Raw genomic sequence first — 15,754 nt, forward strand, 5'->3', positions numbered from 1 at the left:
CCCGCTTGAATTAATGTTACGTCCCTGATTGATAAAATTTTTCTAATAGATATAAAGTTAGCGATAGATAAAGTATCGCCAAGTTGCCCAGCCAGTAATTATCAGAAAGCCTGAACAGATATGTCGTTTTATTATTCAAACACTCAATAAGAACATTGAGTGTTTGAATCGTACCGCGCACTTTGGATTGCGTCAAGATTTAATAACATTAACTGGTAATGTAAATAACCATTTATTAACAAAAAAATCACGCTTAGGATTTTTATTGCAACTCACTGTATTTTATATAAATATTTTTTAATCTTGTTTAGTCACCCCGCCAAAAGTAGCCAAAAAGTTCTTTAAGATAAATATTAATATAAATAAAATTTATCATTCATCTAATTCCCACATGACCCATTTCGTTGACAACTGATCAATCATTAATTCATTATTCAACCTATCGCTTGAATGATCATGCTGGTTATTCCACGTATTACTTTGGTTATTATATTAATTTTCACCCGAATCAGTTACCTGTCTGTATTAGCCACACTAATCATTCAATGTGTCAATTGAATGATTGTATTAATTGAATTAATCATTCAATATATAAGCGGAATGACTATTTAACGGATGCTGACGGATTCCCACGATTCCAAGCTCTGGACTGACAGTCGCTAAACTCTGGTTCAATGAGGTATTCATATGAATGATGGATTTACTGTAGTAACAGACAATGCTGCCGCATCTCACAATAGAACGTCAGGATCGCAGGATGCTCCGGTGAACAATGTCAGGTTACTGTTTTCAACCCTCGCCGTTATCCAAGCGACGCTGATTTTTACTATTGTCATGATCGGTGTTCCGCTACCGGCTATTGGGACGGAATTCGGGCTGGTTCAAGCGGAACTGGTTCTGGTCAGCGCTGGCTACGGGCTGCCATTCAGTGGATTGCTGCTATTGGGTGGCCGATTGACAGACCGTTACAGTGGAAGAAAAATGTTCACCTTAGGGGTGATACTTTTTGGTACGGCCTCGCTGTATGGGATGTTTGTACCCGACTATTGGACACTCGTGGTAGTCCGGTTCATTCAGGGAACAGGGGCGGCAATGACAGCACCAGCACTGATGGCACTGTTACGCCAGTTGTATCCTGATTCTGCTGATTTCGGACGCGCCATGGCAACCTGGGGCGGTGTCTCCGTGCTTGGGGGAGCCGCAGGTTTTCTCTCATCCGGTATTGTTACCCACTGGCTATCTTGGCGCTGGATGTTCATCATTCCCGTGGTGGTGGCATTCGTGGGCTTGGTAATTGTACGTAAAGTCATGGTAGCGACCGAAGAGAAAACATCTGCCCAGCCTGGGCTAGATCTTGGCGGCGCATTACTCGCCAGCAGTGGTATTTCCCTGTTCAGCTTTGGCCTGATTTTCAGCGGTGAATATCCGTGGTCAGCCCCCATCGTCTGGGGCTCCGTAATGGTCGGACTGCTGCTGTTCGTTGCGTTCCTTAGCGTTGAAAAAAGGGTGTCATTTCCCTTACTTCCTCCGCGATTTATCCACAATCCCGCCCGAGCTATCGGCCTCGCGGGGATTTTGCTGGCTGCGGCAGGAATGGGGCTAATTACATTTCTACTGTCCCTATATCTGCAACAATTCCAAGGTTGGCCACCGCTAGCCACCTCAATGGCATTTATTCCCTATACCCTTGGTCTACTGGTGATGAATCGGGCAGCGGGAACACTTATTGCACGTTATCACGCCCTCACCGTTACCATTGTCGGACTCTTAATCAGCGCAGTGGGACTGTTTCTTCTGGCAATGATCAACCCAGAAACGGATTACATGACCGGATTACTACCCGGGCTTTTCATTCTCCCCGCAGGGGCTTCATTGGTCTTTTCAGGCAGCGCTGTGCTCGCCACAGCCAATATTCCCCTACACCAGGCAGGGCTGGCCGGTGGTGTGATGAATACGGCGATGGAACTGGGTCCAACAATGGGTCTGGCGGCATTGATGGCAGTGGCGGCTACGCAGGTCGATGTCATTGACGGATATGGCTTGGCTTTTGGTACGGCGGGCTGTATTTATGTTGTGGCCGCGATGGCAGCCATTCTCTGTTACCGGAACATCAAATCACCCTGTTAATACTTAGGCCATGGCCTGCCTCAGGCCATGGCGATTTATTACAGCACTGGGGACGTTCAGCGATGATTTTGTACTTCAAGTCCCGCCGCTTTCCACTCGGGAAACCCATCTTCAAGGCAGCGGACATTGTAACCATGTTCCCGCAGCACCTTCATCGCGTTAACCGAAAGGACACAGTATGGGCCACGACAATAAGCAACGATATCCTGAGCTAGAGGTAACTCCGAGAGGCGCCCCTCAAGCTGCTCCACAGGAATATTTATTGCACCAGGCAAATGGCCGTGACTGAATTCCTCATAAGGACGCACATCCAGCAAGGTGACATCACCTTCGTTGAGGCGATTCAGCAATTCCTCACGCGAAACGGACTCAAAACGCTCACGCTGATTTAAGGTTTCTGACACAAAGTTACTCATTTCATTATGCCGATATTCCACATATTGGCGAATGGCCGTCAACAAATTCTGCACTGGCCCACGGCCAAGGCTGTAGAGCACATTTTTTCCATCACGACGTGCCTGAACGAATCCAACACGTTTGAGATGCTGCAAATGCTGGGAGGCGTTGGCAATGGATATGTTGGCCAACTCAGCCAGCCTTTCCACCGAGCGTTCACCTTGGGAAATATGCTCCAGAAGAATAAGGCGGTGTGCATTTCCCAGGGAGCGTGTGACCTCTGCAAGTTCATGAAACACTGGGTGGTTAATGTTCTCGTTGTTGGTTGACATAGGTTAATCATTACCCCATTATTCAATTTATTAATTGAAGGTTATCTTATCAAAACCGTACCCGACCAGCCAGCGGGAACCAGACTAAATTGTCACCCTCTCGGTGAGTATAGGAAGCCTGTAATCTTATGATTGATGAAAAAGGAAGCTGAAATGGATATTACGTTACAAGCAGTCGCTATTGGAATCGGGGCAACCTTAATTATGGATATCTGGGCGATCCTGCAAAAACGCTTGCTCAATATTCCTTCTCTTGATTACCGGCTGGTCGGACGCTGGTTAGGTCATATGTCGCGGGGACAATTCGTGCATCACACCATACTGCAGGCAAACGCAGTCAGGGGAGAAGTGCTGGTAGGCTGGCTGGCACATTATGCTATTGGCATCATTTTTTCATTTTTACTGATTACCGCCACCGGCCCCGGATGGCTTGTAGAACCAACCTTTCTCCCCGCGCTGATTGTTGGCATCATCAGCATAGTGGCTCCCTTTTTTATTATGCAACCGGGTTTTGGCTTCGGCATCGCGGCCTCTCGTCTCCCGCAACCTAATGTGGCGCGCCGACGTAGCCTAATTGCTCACACTTCATTCGGTGTCGGTCTTTATATTAGCGCCCAGGTTCTACGCTTCATGCTAAACTAATGATCCAGAACAACGAGTGAGATTAATAACACCCGGTGTCACAGCGGTGAAAACCGACAGAGCGTCAGAGTTCAAGCCATATATCAGTCTGATATTGTCGGTTATTTAGCCAACCATACCTAACCGTATTCATTGAATTTTCAGCAATTCGATCTCGGTCATAATAAAAAACATAGCGTCATGATATACAGAAGATTATTCCGTAAAAATCCAAAGGATATCTATGCCTTACTTTACTGTGAGTGTTAGATTGCATAATGCTGAGGACGGCGATTATCAATCTCTTAATGAAAAAATGACCGAAGCTGGATTTACCCGATTAATTGGTAGAGAGAAAGTTTATAAATTGCCCGATGGTGAATATAACTATGGTAGTGGCTCATTGAATAAACAGGAAGTCGCCGATTTAGCATTACAAGTTGCCGAAAAAATCCGCTTCGTCCCTTCCATCCTGGTGACTGAGTCCGGTGGACGCACATGGAGAAATTTGGATTCAAAGTAACAGTATTATTAAAAACCCTTTAAATACATAATCATAAAAGCACATTCACTTGCTGACAATCAAGCCAGATAGCGCCAACTTATGTTTGCGCTCTGGCTAGCAGATTAATTATATCTTCTGTACTCTTTACGAAAAAAATAGCATTAAACAATGATTACTGACAATTTAACTTAAATGCCAATATTCCGCTTATTATTATGAAGAGCAAAAATCAAATTATTATGTTTAATCTGATTCTCGCCGTTATATCAGTGAAATATCATGTTGCCGCTATCCGCTATCCGCTATTCCCCAGTTCACCATCACCACGTCACGGGTTTCTCTGATAGCTCGACGGCTTCGGCCTGACGCTGATAAACGCGAATAATAAAATCCGTCTCACAGGCGAAATTGTCCATCGCGGCCAATGCCTGCCCCATTTCTATTGATGCTCGCCAAGCAAACGGCGTCATCTGTAACAAATTCATGGCTTGCGCGCCCGGTAAAATCATCGGGTAAGCCAAGGACTCACTGCTAATCGATTCAAAACCGGAAAGTTGTTCATCATTCTCCGCGTGCAACTGCACCTGCGGATAAATGATCTCTTTTAATTGATACAAATGGCGTGGTCCTGGAGACACCGTCACCACAATGCCCCCGCTTTTCACCCCACGAGCCAGTTCCTCTGCCTTACAGGGTGCATAAATCCGTAATACAGCATCCAGTGAAGCATCGGCAAACGGCAATCGATGACTGGATGCCACGCAAAAATTGACCGACGGATAACGTTTCGCACCATAGCGTACCGCCACTTTCGCCACGTCTAAACCGTAAACCTGCATCGTTCGCTGCTGATTTAAACGTTCCGCTACTGCAGCGGTGTAATAGCCTTCGCCACAGCCAATATCCAGTAATATTTTGGCTTCTGACGACAAACGCTCATCCAGTAAGGCGGCCACTCGCTGTTGCAATGGCTGATAGTAACCCGCATCCAGAAACGCACGTCGTGCCTGCATCATCTCTGGACTGTCTCCCGGCTGTTTTGAGCCTTTATGCTGCACCGGTAACAAATTGACATAACCCTCTTTGGCGCAATCAAACTGGTGATTATTGCTGCAACGCCACTGTTGTTGATTAAGCTGTAGCGCCTGATGACAAAGAGGACATTGATAAGACATGGTTATATTTCCAAATGGCAGGGAAAAACTAAGGCGGCGCTAGTCTAAAGAACCCCCCACGCCGTTGCAAGCCGGAGCGACTCATTGTGCTTCAATCTTAGCTGTGTCGCAGCGCCTGGGTAGGTAAAGCGTCGGGTTCAACGTTCATAGTACGTAAGATTTCCCCCATAATCTCGCTGAATACCGGAGCCGCTACCGCCCCGCCATAATATTTCCCTCCCTGCGGATTATTAATCACCACCACCAACGCAAAACGTGGCTGGCTGGCTGGCGCAACGCCAGCGGTATAAGCCACATATTTATCAATGTATTGTCCGTTAGGACCAATTTTCTTCGCAGTCCCGGTTTTGACCGCCACGCGATAGCCGCGAACGGCCGCCTTCACACCGCCGCCGCCGGGTAACGCCACGCTTTCCATCATATATTCAACTTCTTTTACCCGCTCAGCGAGCATCACTCGATGACCGACTACCGGTGGATCTACTTTGGTAATCGATAGTGGTCGATAAATACCGTAACTGCCTATAGTCGCGTAAACCCGAGCCAATTGCAGTGGTGTAACCATCAAACCGTAGCCGAATGAGAAAGTGGCACGATCCAGATCACTCCAACGCTGGCGCTGCGGCATCAATCCACTGCTTTCTCCGGTTAGCCCCAATTCCGTCGGTTTTCCCAGCCCGAATAATCCATAGGTTTGCAGCAATGCTGAGGCTGGCATCGCCAGTGCCAAGCGGGATACACCAACATCGCTGGATTTTTGCAGCACACCGGTCAACGACAGCGTCGGATAAAAACCAACATCACGGATCTGGTGGCCACTCAAAGTATAGGGATGGGTATCCAGCACGCTGTCCGGCTTGACTAATTTACGTTGTAGCGCCGTCATTATCACCATCGGCTTAACTGTTGAACCGGGTTCGAAAATATCGCTAATCGCCCGATTACGGAAATTCTCCGTCGGCGTATCCGCACGATTATTCGGATTATAGGTTGGGTAATTGGCCATCGCCAAAACCTCCCCCGTATTAACATCCACCAGCACCGCCGATCCTGATTCAGCCTTGTTAAATAACACCGCGTTAGTTAAAGCATGGGAAGCCTCAGTCTGCAAACGCTCATCAATGCTCAGTTGAACATTTTGGCCGGGATGGCTGTCGGTGGCCGAAATATCCTCAACCACATGACCATAGCGATCTTTACGTACCACCCGATGGCCTGCGGTGCCGCTCAGCAACTGATTAAAACTCTTTTCGATGCCTTCAATACCCTGATCGTCGATATTGGTAAAACCGACCAGATTTGCCACCGTCGCACCCGCAGGATAAAAGCGGCGGGACTCTGCCCGTAAGGCAATACCCGGCAATTTTAAGCGTTGGATGTAATCGGCAGAAGTCGGCTCCACTTGTCTGGCCAGATAAACGAAACGCCCCGTGGGGCTCTGATTAATCCGGCTGGCAATTTCGGTCAGCGATTGGTGCAGAGTTTGAGCTAACGCTTGCCAACGTGGGCCCTTTCCCACCCCCCCCTTATCCAGCACCACTTGGGGATCGGCCCAGATTGCATCTACCGGTACACTGACAGCCAACGGCTGGCCATTATGATCGGTTATCATGCCGCGCATATTCGGCGTGGTCATCACTCGAACGGAACGCAGGTTCTCTTCCTTTGCCAAGGACTCCGCCTCAACAACCTGTAACCAGGCCACCCGACCAAGTAAGCCTAATAGTGATAAAAGAATACAGCCGCACAACAAACTAAAACGCCAGCGAATAAAATTGTTTGTTTCAACATTCACTTTAGAAATCATCCATTTTCCTGTGGGGTTCGCCACTTTGGCTGCTCATTAAACCCGATCCAGGGTACCTACAGGGAAGAAACAGTGATACAAGACCACTTATTTTGCAACAAAGCGCAAGCAACCACGTTATTCCGATGAATAAACCCACAGCCAGTAGCCAGAAAGGGAAAAATCGTCCTACACTGAGCCATTCTCCAGCCACAAAGGCGATATTATTTACATGACTGATGTATCCAGCATATTCACTCCTATTCCCGGAATCCTCCATGGTTTTGGTAGTAAAACCGCGCTATTGCCGGTGGTTCTGCAACCTTTTCGCACTAGTTTGCCGGAGAAAAAACAGGTACATGGGACGCGTATTGTCGATGTCACGGAGCCAAATCAGATTTGCGGTGAAGCTGATGGCTTGTATACCACTCGGCCGGGGGTGCTATTAACCGTGCTGACAGCGGATTGTCTGCCCGTTATTTTCAGCCGTCGAGATGGAAAAGCAATTGCCGTCGCTCATGCAGGCTGGCGCGGTTTACTGGATGGAATACTGCAAAAAATGGCCGAACGTATTGCGCGTGAGGATTCATTGAACGACTGGGTGGTCGCCATTGGCCCGGCGGTGGGTTCCTGCTGTTATGAAGTCACGGAACAACTGGTTGCACAGTTTATTGAAAAAATGTCGGTGCCTGCCACCGTGATCTCACCGCGCTACCGTCATCTCAACCTCACAGCGATTGCCGAATATCAGTTGCAGTCTCTCGGATTTTATCAGGTTGATCGCGTTGGCAGCTGTACCCTATGCACTTTGGCGGAGACTGTCTCAGTCCAGTCAGTATCGGGTGAACAAATCGAAGCGATACCGTTCAAATACACCAGTTTTCGTCGTAACAGTAACCAGCGAGCACGTGATCCTAGCCACCCTGGGATCAGCGGCAGGAATCAATATTCAGGCTTGATAATTCAACCTTGAACCTGACTCGACACAGACGAAAAAACCCGCACGTAGGCGGGTTTTTTTTCAGCTAGAGCTGAATTAGATTGCAGTAACGTTTACTGCAGACGGACCTTTCTGACCGTCTTGGATTTCGAACTCTACGTTCTGGCCTTCGCCCAGGGTTTTGAAGCCGTTACCCTGGATTGCAGAGAAGTGTACAAACACATCTTTGCTGCCGTCAGCTGGAGTGATGAAACCGAAACCTTTAGACTCGTTGAACCACTTAACTTGACCTTTAATCTTAGCCATCTTGAGTATTTCCTTTGGATTGTTTAACTCGCCCGGAGGCGTTACATAGACAAACTAGAGTCGTTACTGCTTGAGGCACTAAGATAAGGATCGGCAGAGAAGCGGTATTCAACGCTAACGTCTTTACTCAGAACTTCTTTACTGAAAATGCCACACATATACAGAACTGTACCTCGTTTTACCCATATGCGTTATCACATACTCTGAATTCGTTGGCAAGCCATTTTTAATCAACCACGAGCTTGTCGCACATATTTGAGCCACTCGATCACAAACACTGCTTAAATATGCTGAAATTTGTTGAAGGTCATCGTAATTTCTGCTTTATTTTTTTATACTAACGAACCGCTTTTTTTCTTAATTTTAACAATCGCGCTAACTATTTTTATAATATCTATCCCTCCTCACTATTGATGACTTCAATCAGGTTACAATTTAACCAATGCTACCTGAATGAATATTTCCTTCTTTGGATAAATAAAAAATGAATATATATTTCCTTACCTCCAGAGTGATAGCACAAAGCTCACTCTCAGTTGAAATTTTCAAATTTTAGTAGGTTAAACCCTTAGTTATTCTCATGTTGAAGCAAATGGGCACTCATGATCAGCAGATGACAGCCTGGTTTTTTTGTTCAAAAGATGTGATTCTGGTTATCCACACAATATCCGGAAAACATATTCATAACAGCATATAAATTTAAATTAGACATTATTCCAAACTGCGATCAATGTATTCAATTTCAATTACTGGCTCAACATTTCCAACTCTACCATTCTTTCATTAAAATAGTTATGCACTATCATGACGCGGAAAAATACGACCTATTGGGGCGCATAAACACACAGAAAAGTACCATTTTTAATCAACTGACAAAAAGCGACAATGCCAGTTAATCTTACACAAAAGCTAAATGAACAACCTATTCTGGATATATATAGCTTTTTTATTCCTGTATTTATAAGTAGAATTCCCTCCCTTGTTTATTCATAAAATAGATTGTTCGAGCTTCGTATAAATCCTGTCTAATAATAGGATTATCTCCAACAATGATTTTTCACATATTATCGTTCTACCATTTTGATAAACACTGGATTAGCGGCTCCGTACAGACGCCCGGTTGGTTTATCCGTAGCAGAGATCCCATTATGAAATATAAAGTTGCTGTAATCAGTGCCGCCCTTGTCGCGCCGAGTCTGTTGCCCATGGCATTTCCTGCTTACGGTGAGCCACAAACCATACAGACCCGCCCTGATGCTGTTAATGGGGAAAGCAGTGGCCTGTGGCAACGTTTTAAAGATAATGTCACGCAGACGTGGGATGCTCCCGGCAGTGAATTGTATGTCCCGGTGCTGACTTGGCATAACCGCTGGACCTACAGCCAGGATAAAATTGACTCTTATAACGAAAATCCTTGGGGGATTGGTTTCGGCAAGTACCGTTATGATGAGAATAACAACTGGCATTCACTTTATGCGATGGCTTTTATGGATTCACATAATAAAGTAGAACCGATTATCGGTTATGGCTATCAGAAAATGTGGATACCGGGAGATATGGACGGTTGGCGATTTGGTGCCGGTTTCACCCTCAGTATCACTGCACGCCATGAGTATTATTACATTCCACTGCCTTTACCTTTGCCGTTAGTCTCCGTTGAATATAATAAATTCGCCTTGCAGGCAACCTACATCCCTGGAACTCATAATAATGGTAATGTACTCTTTGCCTGGATGCGATGGAGGTTCTAACCATTATTGGTTATATTCGGGGGAGTCATCCCCTGAAGTGCAGCGAATAACATCTGCAATCAACGCGCTATTTTAAATAGATTTAACTTCACTATCGAGAATCATTCTCAAATCATATCAGAGTGATACAACCTGCCTATTAAGTGCTACACCACCATAGTCCCTGTAGCATTCTCTCAAGCGAAAAATAAACCAGTCGCCTCGTCCTATGACCTAAGTTTTATTATCCCTGCAGTCGGCTTGATAATGCCTTGTAGTGAGAGATGAACACTAGTATACGGCTTTCAACCATAAAAAAACCCGCCGATAGGCGGGCTGAAACTACCGAAAAAAACGATTATCACTTAATCGTGTGATTTTTTACGCCGGGTTAGCAAAAATCCGACCCATAACATTAACAGCCAGATAGGCATCAGTTGTACGGATATACGGATGCCTTCCGTCATATACATGATGACCAGAATCAAGCTGAGGAAAACCAGACACAGGTAATTACCGAACGGATACCAAAGCGCTTTAAAGCTTGGTTCAACCCCTTCCTGCACTTTTGCCGCCCGGAATTTAAGGTGCGCCAGACAGATCATCACCCAGTTGATCACCAACGTGGAAACCACTAATGCCATTAACAGGGAGAATGCTTTACCAGGCATAATGTAGTTAATCAATACGCCAGCGGATGTGGCCAATGCCGATAATGCAATGGAAAGCACCGGTACGCCGCGCTTGTTCACTTTGGTCAACACAGCAGGTGCATTGCCCTGTGTCGCCAAGCCAAACAGCATCCGGCTATTGCAATAAACACCGCTGTTATACACCGATAATGCCGCAGTCAGAACCACCACGTTGAGAATGGTCGCCACCAGATTGCTGTCCAATGCATGGAAAATCATCACAAATGGACTGCCACCTTCGACCACTTTGGTCCAGGGATACAGTGATAACAGTACGGATAATGAGCCGATATAGAAAATCAAAATTCGATATACCACCTGATTGGTGGCTTTCGGGATACTGTGGCGCGGATCTTCAGCTTCGGCGGCGGTGATACCGACCATCTCCAGTCCACCGAAGGAGAACATAATCACTGCCATCGCCATCACCAGCCCACTGATGCCGTGTGGCATAAAGCCACCCTGCGCCCAGAGGTTGGTTACTGACGCTCCGGGGCCACCCGAACCTGACGCCAACAAATAAGCGCCAAATACAATCATTCCAATAATGGCGGCCACTTTGATAATAGCAAACCAGAATTCAGTCTCACCGTATATCCGTACATTGATCAGGTTAACGGCGTTGATAACGACAAAGAAAATCGCGGCAGAAACCCAAGTCGGTATTTCCGGCCACCAATACTGGATGTAGATGCCAACAGCCGTCAATTCAGCCATGCCCACCAAAATGAACATTGCCCAGTAATTCCAGCCAGATAAAAAGCCCGCAAAATCGCCCCAATATTTATAGGCAAAATGGCTAAATGAACCGGCTACTGGCTCTTCAACCACCATTTCACCAAGCTGGCGCATAATCAAGAAGGCGATAAAACCACCGATACCATACCCCAAAATAACCGAGGGGCCGGCCATTTGAATCGTTTGCGCTATTCCGAGGAATAGGCCGGTGCCAATTGCACCGCCTAGTGCAATAAGCTGAATATGTCTATTTTTTAACCCGCGTTTAAGGGTTGATTCTTCTAACTGCTCTTGCATCGTATCCTCTGCCGCAATTTTGCCCGCACCAGGCGAGAAAAATTGACTGTCCGTAAATAAAGCCGCGGCGGCTTTTTAACATTTAAACCCGGTAGCATCAAGAATAAAGGCATTTCGCGCCGACAACGGGGATCGGGTTTATCAGCCATGAAATTGTGATAAACCCGACAATCTTATTTTTAGTATCAGTATTTTGTATGCTTCCAGGCAATAAGCACCAATACTAGAAGCAGGATATTTAAAGGGACAGAGAGGGAATATTGCACAATTTACTCAAGTTACGAGCACCAATCATCAATGTAGCGACATAAGATTGACGGCGGGTTACAACTTCAACGGCCACTCGATTATTTTTATAACGAACAAGGTAGGTTGATGGCCAGCCTTGACGACGATCACCATAGGACTGTTGGTGATGATCAATCGCCGTATGTGCAATGACCAAATGGGATAAATTCATATCCCCTTTAATGATACGTTTCATTATCAGCTCCATCGAAAGATGACTTGCCAAAATATGGATAACGCACTTTGCCCTGTCTCGAAATTGGCAGCGGTTCTGCCAGCTTGTTACATGGCGGTTCGCTCAATGTCCTGACTTAATAAAAAACAAATCATCGCCGCCCGCAACGGACTGACACTGCGAGCCAGCCATTCGCCCTGAGAGGTAGTAATACGCGCATGCCATTGGTTGCCACTATTATTATCTGGGGAATGAATGCCTATCTTGTGAGCGCAAATAATCGGCCAAGCATCAGAGGGGTTTTTGCAATAATCTTTGCCTTTGACGCCACCGTAGGGATACCATTTATCGGGATCTTCACCGGTTAGCAGCGCAATATTTCGGTTCACTTCAGCATCGCTTTCTTCATACCATTTAATCATCTAGGTTAACCCTTAGGCCGGAGTATTCTGGCTAGATTAGGAGAAGAATAAGACATATTTATGACAATTGACCCAAGCTTATGATTAAAGCTGGTTATGTATAATGAGGGCAAAGAATTGAAATAGCGGGCTGGCACTGTAGTCTAGCGTATTAAACCGGTGGCTAATGTCACTACAGTGCCGGAGGAATAATCAGCGTTCGGGGATGAAGCCTTTAAAATCCAGCGTATCAACCATATCACTATCTGAGGCGCCCTGACAGTCTCCCTGAGTATTACGCAACAATACATTCAACAGCTCAATTTGCTGTTTTTGCTGTTCGACAATTTCACGCAGTAACTGCACTTGCTCATTGGCACGTACGCTGGCCCGACTGACAAAGAACCAAACAATCAAAAAGAGAATAATCATCAGCAGTGATACACCTATTGAGGCCACGCCCACTGCATCCATACTTGTATTGTACATTGACAACCCTATTGCATACGAAACTGAAACATTATCTTACCACTCGCCACGGTCATTAGCGGGTTCAGAAAATAAACTGAGACTGAAAAGTCTACCGATAAACAGAAAACCGCCCTTTCAGCGATACAACCATAGCTTTTCGTCCTATTTATTTACCAAGGTACGATGGAGGTAATAGAACAAATTCCATTAGAGAAAGAACCACCTTGATCGCAGTAACTGTCTAAAGCCAACAGATAAAACAAGCAACAAACGGCAATCAGAAATACCGTTGCAACAAGTTTTTTAATCTTCACATCAGGCACCTTTAAAATATTTTCATCGACTCTATTTTGGCCAAGCATTAACAATGCCTAACTAAAATAACATTCTCTGTTATCGTGTGGGCCAAAGCCTATCATTATAGGCGCAATTGTTACTGTTAGTCAGGATACCGACAGCACGGAAATGCTGGGGTCTCTACCAGTTTAAGATTATTTGTATAAACTGGTCTAGGCCAGTCAGGTAAAGTTATCATTAATATTGTAATCGATTAAGAACCATACATCCTACGGAGCCTTCTATGATTCTCAGACTCGCACTTATTTTTCTCATTGCCTATCTTGCGCTGCTTTTTACAGGATATGGCGTTCTTATTGGCAGCGAAAAGAATGCCGCAGGTTTAGGCTTACAATGTAAATACCTGACTGCCAGGAATATCGTGACTGCCCAATTTATCAACGGTGACAACGGTTTTATCGGTATAACCGATTGCCCGATCCTAAAAAAAGTCACGACAATAGTCGAATAGTCCGATTATAAAACCCGCACCACGCACCGTGCGGGTTTTAATTTTAACTCTGGGTAAATTTCAGATCGATAAGCGCAATGGCTTTTTCAATAGCCCGTTTGGTAACCGGATCCGCACCCGCCGGATGTGTAGAGAAATCAATATTCCTAAGCTGATGGGACATTTTTTCACGAACCTCGGTTGGGGCAATAACGTCGATCACATCAAGAATCTGCTTAATGACCAACTGACAGGCAACTAAGTCCGAAACCAGTTCCTGATCATTAGTTAATAGTTCTGACACAATACAATTCCTAATTGGTAGCTCAATGGCACAAGAATATCATGCCCCCAACAACTTTTCTTCGGTCTGGGTGCCATCAACGGAATAATCTGTATTAAGATAATTTGAGGTAAACCAGTCAACTTTCGCGATAAAAACAAAAAGTGCCGAGTGCGGCATCAGTACTGCCTACAGGAAAGACCACCAGAGAGGGAACTACGGAAGACAAGATAAAAGAGAGAGAGAGAAATAAAAAAACCAGGGTTTAGATCACTAAATCACCTGGTTCAGAAACGAAATTCATAATAATAATCCTGCTATCACAATTCCTTACCTCCAACATGTTTGCCTTTATCCAAAATCATCACTGGCATTCGTAAAAATATAGCAACACCAACTACCGCTATCAGAGTCATCATCACTGTTATTAACATGCGATCACCTCATCAATTTTGATTTTTGTTGACCGGAAGCGACAAATCTCTCGGGGAGAATCCCCTTAGCATCAACATTACTCCTTTTATTACCCGTTTTTATACCTCCTTTGATAAATAGAGCGGTCTAATGAGATTAATGACCCCGTGCTCACCACGGTAAAAATAGGCAGATCATCAAGACATCATTAATACTTCCTTGTTGCTCATTTTGTGCCATCCCTCGCGTAGTCGCTTGACTCTCTATCTGTATTCCCTTCGAGGTTTGTCAGGAGTCTGGTTTAATACTAGGCGTTAATCGGGAACATCGTGGAGGTTTTGTCTTGTTGGATTTAACTTGTGTATACTGCATCACTCTCATTCTCAAAACAGACTGAATAATGCTGCAAGAAAATCATCTCTCGTTAGTCTGCGCCCTCAGCAAATGGGTTGAAACTCACCTTGGTCGGGTTATCCATTTGGAAGAGTTGGCTGCGTATTCCGGCTATTCACTCTGGCACATGCAGAAGATATTCAAAGAGGTCACCGGCATATCTCTGGGTAAATATATCCGGGAAAGAAGGCTGGCTGGTGCGGTATACCAACTGAGAAGTAGCGATACCTCCATTTTTGACATTGCACTCGACTTTGGCTTTGGTTCGCAGTCGCACTTTACCTACATGTTCAGAAAACGTTATGGCATTACACCATATGATTTCAGGCAGAATACTGCCATTGATTTGAATATTGTCCCGCCGCTGTACAGTATACAGCAGAAGTTGGCGTAACTATTTCCAGAATGATTTTATGCAACAAAAAACGACTGATAGGCAAACCCTAACTAAAACCAGCCTCTCCCCAATCATAGAGCCAACGTGACACTGGCTTGGCGCGTCATGATGGGGTTACTTATTTTGCAGATAACAACTCTGAATATCAATGGACTGCGCTTTATCACGCTGACGCTCCGCCATATAAGTCATGGTAAACATAACGGTGACGACAATTAACGCCGCAGTTAATAATCCAATCAGCGCTATAGCCTTATTGTCATCAAACAAATTTTTCTCCACACAATCTCCTTTGCCTGACTCACCGTCACACAATCCATAAAATTACCGCCAAGGTTATCACCACCAGCATGCCTGATGTTGCCAGCAACACAACCAATGCAAAATGCGCGTCGCCAATGCCGGACTGATAATCATCAACGGTGATAGGGCTTGGTTCTTTTTTCAAGAAATTACCTGTTAATCTACTCACTATCAGCCATTATCTGCTTAGTGATAAA

The 15,754-nt window shown here is 45.4% G+C and carries 20 protein-coding genes; 7 read left to right on the plus strand and 13 right to left on the minus strand.

What is annotated here, in order from left to right; genetic code table 11:
- The first annotated feature begins 687 nt into the window (after positions 1–687).
- Positions 688–2,127, plus strand: a complete 1,440-nt coding sequence (locus DJ39_RS12580; protein WP_080547544.1) for an MFS transporter — start codon at positions 688–690, stop codon at positions 2,125–2,127.
- Between the two features lie 56 nt (positions 2,128–2,183).
- On the opposite strand, the gene DJ39_RS12585 is transcribed toward DJ39_RS12580, so the two are convergent.
- Entirely contained in the window at positions 2,184–2,855 is a 672-nt protein-coding gene (locus tag DJ39_RS12585) for an ArsR/SmtB family transcription factor (protein WP_038243312.1), read from the minus strand.
- 153 nt (positions 2,856–3,008) lie between these two features.
- Between DJ39_RS12585 and DJ39_RS12590 the strand changes: the two genes are divergently transcribed.
- Positions 3,009–3,497: a DUF2938 domain-containing protein gene (locus tag DJ39_RS12590; protein WP_099511597.1), complete on the plus strand. Its 489-nt coding sequence runs from the start codon at positions 3,009–3,011 to the stop codon at positions 3,495–3,497.
- Positions 3,498–3,720: 223 nt separating this feature from the next.
- Positions 3,721–3,999: a hypothetical protein gene (locus tag DJ39_RS12595; protein WP_038243309.1), complete on the plus strand. Its 279-nt coding sequence runs from the start codon at positions 3,721–3,723 to the stop codon at positions 3,997–3,999.
- 302 nt (positions 4,000–4,301) lie between these two features.
- On the opposite strand, the gene rlmA is transcribed toward DJ39_RS12595, so the two are convergent.
- Together rlmA and ftsI are read right to left on the minus strand one after the other, a co-directional pair.
- Positions 4,302–5,156, minus strand: a complete 855-nt coding sequence (gene rlmA, locus DJ39_RS12600; RefSeq protein WP_004721339.1) for a 23S rRNA (guanine(745)-N(1))-methyltransferase — start codon at positions 5,154–5,156, stop codon at positions 4,302–4,304.
- Positions 5,157–5,253: 97 nt separating this feature from the next.
- Positions 5,254–6,963: a peptidoglycan glycosyltransferase FtsI gene (gene ftsI, locus DJ39_RS12605; protein ID WP_004721342.1), complete on the minus strand. Its 1,710-nt coding sequence runs from the start codon at positions 6,961–6,963 to the stop codon at positions 5,254–5,256.
- Positions 6,964–7,174: 211 nt separating this feature from the next.
- Here ftsI and pgeF point away from each other — a divergent pair, with 211 nt between their 5' ends.
- On the plus strand, positions 7,175–7,915 hold the full coding sequence (pgeF, locus tag DJ39_RS12610; protein WP_004721343.1) for a peptidoglycan editing factor PgeF: 741 nt from the start codon (positions 7,175–7,177) through the stop codon (positions 7,913–7,915).
- A gap of 63 nt (positions 7,916–7,978) precedes the next feature.
- Here the strand turns inward: pgeF and cspE are convergent, their stop codons facing one another.
- Both cspE and DJ39_RS17550 read right to left on the minus strand, forming a co-directional pair.
- Positions 7,979–8,188, minus strand: a complete 210-nt coding sequence (cspE, locus tag DJ39_RS12615) for a transcription antiterminator/RNA stability regulator CspE (RefSeq protein WP_038243301.1) — start codon at positions 8,186–8,188, stop codon at positions 7,979–7,981.
- Positions 8,189–8,229: 41 nt separating this feature from the next.
- Positions 8,230–8,346, minus strand: coding sequence for a DUF2627 domain-containing protein (locus tag DJ39_RS17550; protein WP_002211058.1), 117 nt, complete (start codon positions 8,344–8,346; stop codon positions 8,230–8,232).
- Positions 8,347–9,336: 990 nt separating this feature from the next.
- Between DJ39_RS17550 and pagP the strand changes: the two genes are divergently transcribed.
- The gene (gene pagP, locus DJ39_RS12620) at positions 9,337–9,939 is read left to right on the plus strand and encodes a lipid IV(A) palmitoyltransferase PagP (RefSeq protein ID WP_038243412.1); all 603 of its coding nucleotides are present in this window, start codon (positions 9,337–9,339) and stop codon (positions 9,937–9,939) included.
- Positions 9,940–10,283: 344 nt separating this feature from the next.
- Here pagP and DJ39_RS12625 read toward each other — a convergent pair whose 3' ends face one another.
- The 5 genes from DJ39_RS12625 to mgrB form a co-directional block, all read right to left on the minus strand.
- Positions 10,284–11,645: an amino acid permease gene (locus tag DJ39_RS12625; protein ID WP_004721353.1), complete on the minus strand. Its 1,362-nt coding sequence runs from the start codon at positions 11,643–11,645 to the stop codon at positions 10,284–10,286.
- A 238-nt stretch (positions 11,646–11,883) separates the two neighbouring features.
- Positions 11,884–12,141, minus strand: coding sequence for a DUF4060 family protein (locus DJ39_RS12630; RefSeq protein ID WP_004721354.1), 258 nt, complete (start codon positions 12,139–12,141; stop codon positions 11,884–11,886).
- A gap of 74 nt (positions 12,142–12,215) precedes the next feature.
- A complete protein-coding gene (locus tag DJ39_RS12635; RefSeq protein WP_004721356.1) occupies positions 12,216–12,530 on the minus strand; it encodes a phage protein NinX family protein in 315 nt (104 codons plus the stop codon).
- Positions 12,531–12,722: 192 nt separating this feature from the next.
- Positions 12,723–12,998 (minus strand): YebO family protein, encoded by a 276-nt coding sequence (locus DJ39_RS12640; protein ID WP_038251434.1) that lies wholly within the window; start codon positions 12,996–12,998, stop codon positions 12,723–12,725.
- A 152-nt stretch (positions 12,999–13,150) separates the two neighbouring features.
- A complete protein-coding gene (gene mgrB, locus DJ39_RS12645) occupies positions 13,151–13,294 on the minus strand; it encodes a PhoP/PhoQ regulatory lipoprotein MgrB (RefSeq protein ID WP_071665672.1) in 144 nt (47 codons plus the stop codon).
- Positions 13,295–13,560: 266 nt separating this feature from the next.
- Between mgrB and DJ39_RS12650 the strand changes: the two genes are divergently transcribed.
- Positions 13,561–13,788, plus strand: coding sequence for a YobH family protein (locus DJ39_RS12650; RefSeq protein ID WP_004721362.1), 228 nt, complete (start codon positions 13,561–13,563; stop codon positions 13,786–13,788).
- A gap of 43 nt (positions 13,789–13,831) precedes the next feature.
- Here DJ39_RS12650 and DJ39_RS12655 read toward each other — a convergent pair whose 3' ends face one another.
- The gene (locus tag DJ39_RS12655) at positions 13,832–14,071 is read right to left on the minus strand and encodes a DUF2766 family protein (protein ID WP_004721364.1); all 240 of its coding nucleotides are present in this window, start codon (positions 14,069–14,071) and stop codon (positions 13,832–13,834) included.
- Positions 14,072–14,864: 793 nt separating this feature from the next.
- Here DJ39_RS12655 and DJ39_RS12665 point away from each other — a divergent pair.
- Positions 14,865–15,251, plus strand: a complete 387-nt coding sequence (locus tag DJ39_RS12665) for a helix-turn-helix domain-containing protein (protein WP_004721371.1) — start codon at positions 14,865–14,867, stop codon at positions 15,249–15,251.
- Between the two features lie 117 nt (positions 15,252–15,368).
- Here DJ39_RS12665 and DJ39_RS18140 read toward each other — a convergent pair whose 3' ends face one another.
- Positions 15,369–15,536 carry a hypothetical protein gene (locus DJ39_RS18140; RefSeq protein WP_004721373.1) on the minus strand — a complete coding sequence of 56 codons (168 nt, stop codon included), beginning with the start codon at positions 15,534–15,536 and terminating at the stop codon, positions 15,369–15,371.
- Between the two features lie 25 nt (positions 15,537–15,561).
- On the minus strand, positions 15,562–15,702 hold the full coding sequence (locus tag DJ39_RS18145; protein ID WP_004721376.1) for a hypothetical protein: 141 nt from the start codon (positions 15,700–15,702) through the stop codon (positions 15,562–15,564).
- Positions 15,703–15,754: the final 52 nt, after the last annotated feature.

This window comes from Yersinia ruckeri ATCC 29473 (assembly GCF_000754815.1).
GTDB lineage: Bacteria > Pseudomonadota > Gammaproteobacteria > Enterobacterales > Enterobacteriaceae > Yersinia > Yersinia ruckeri.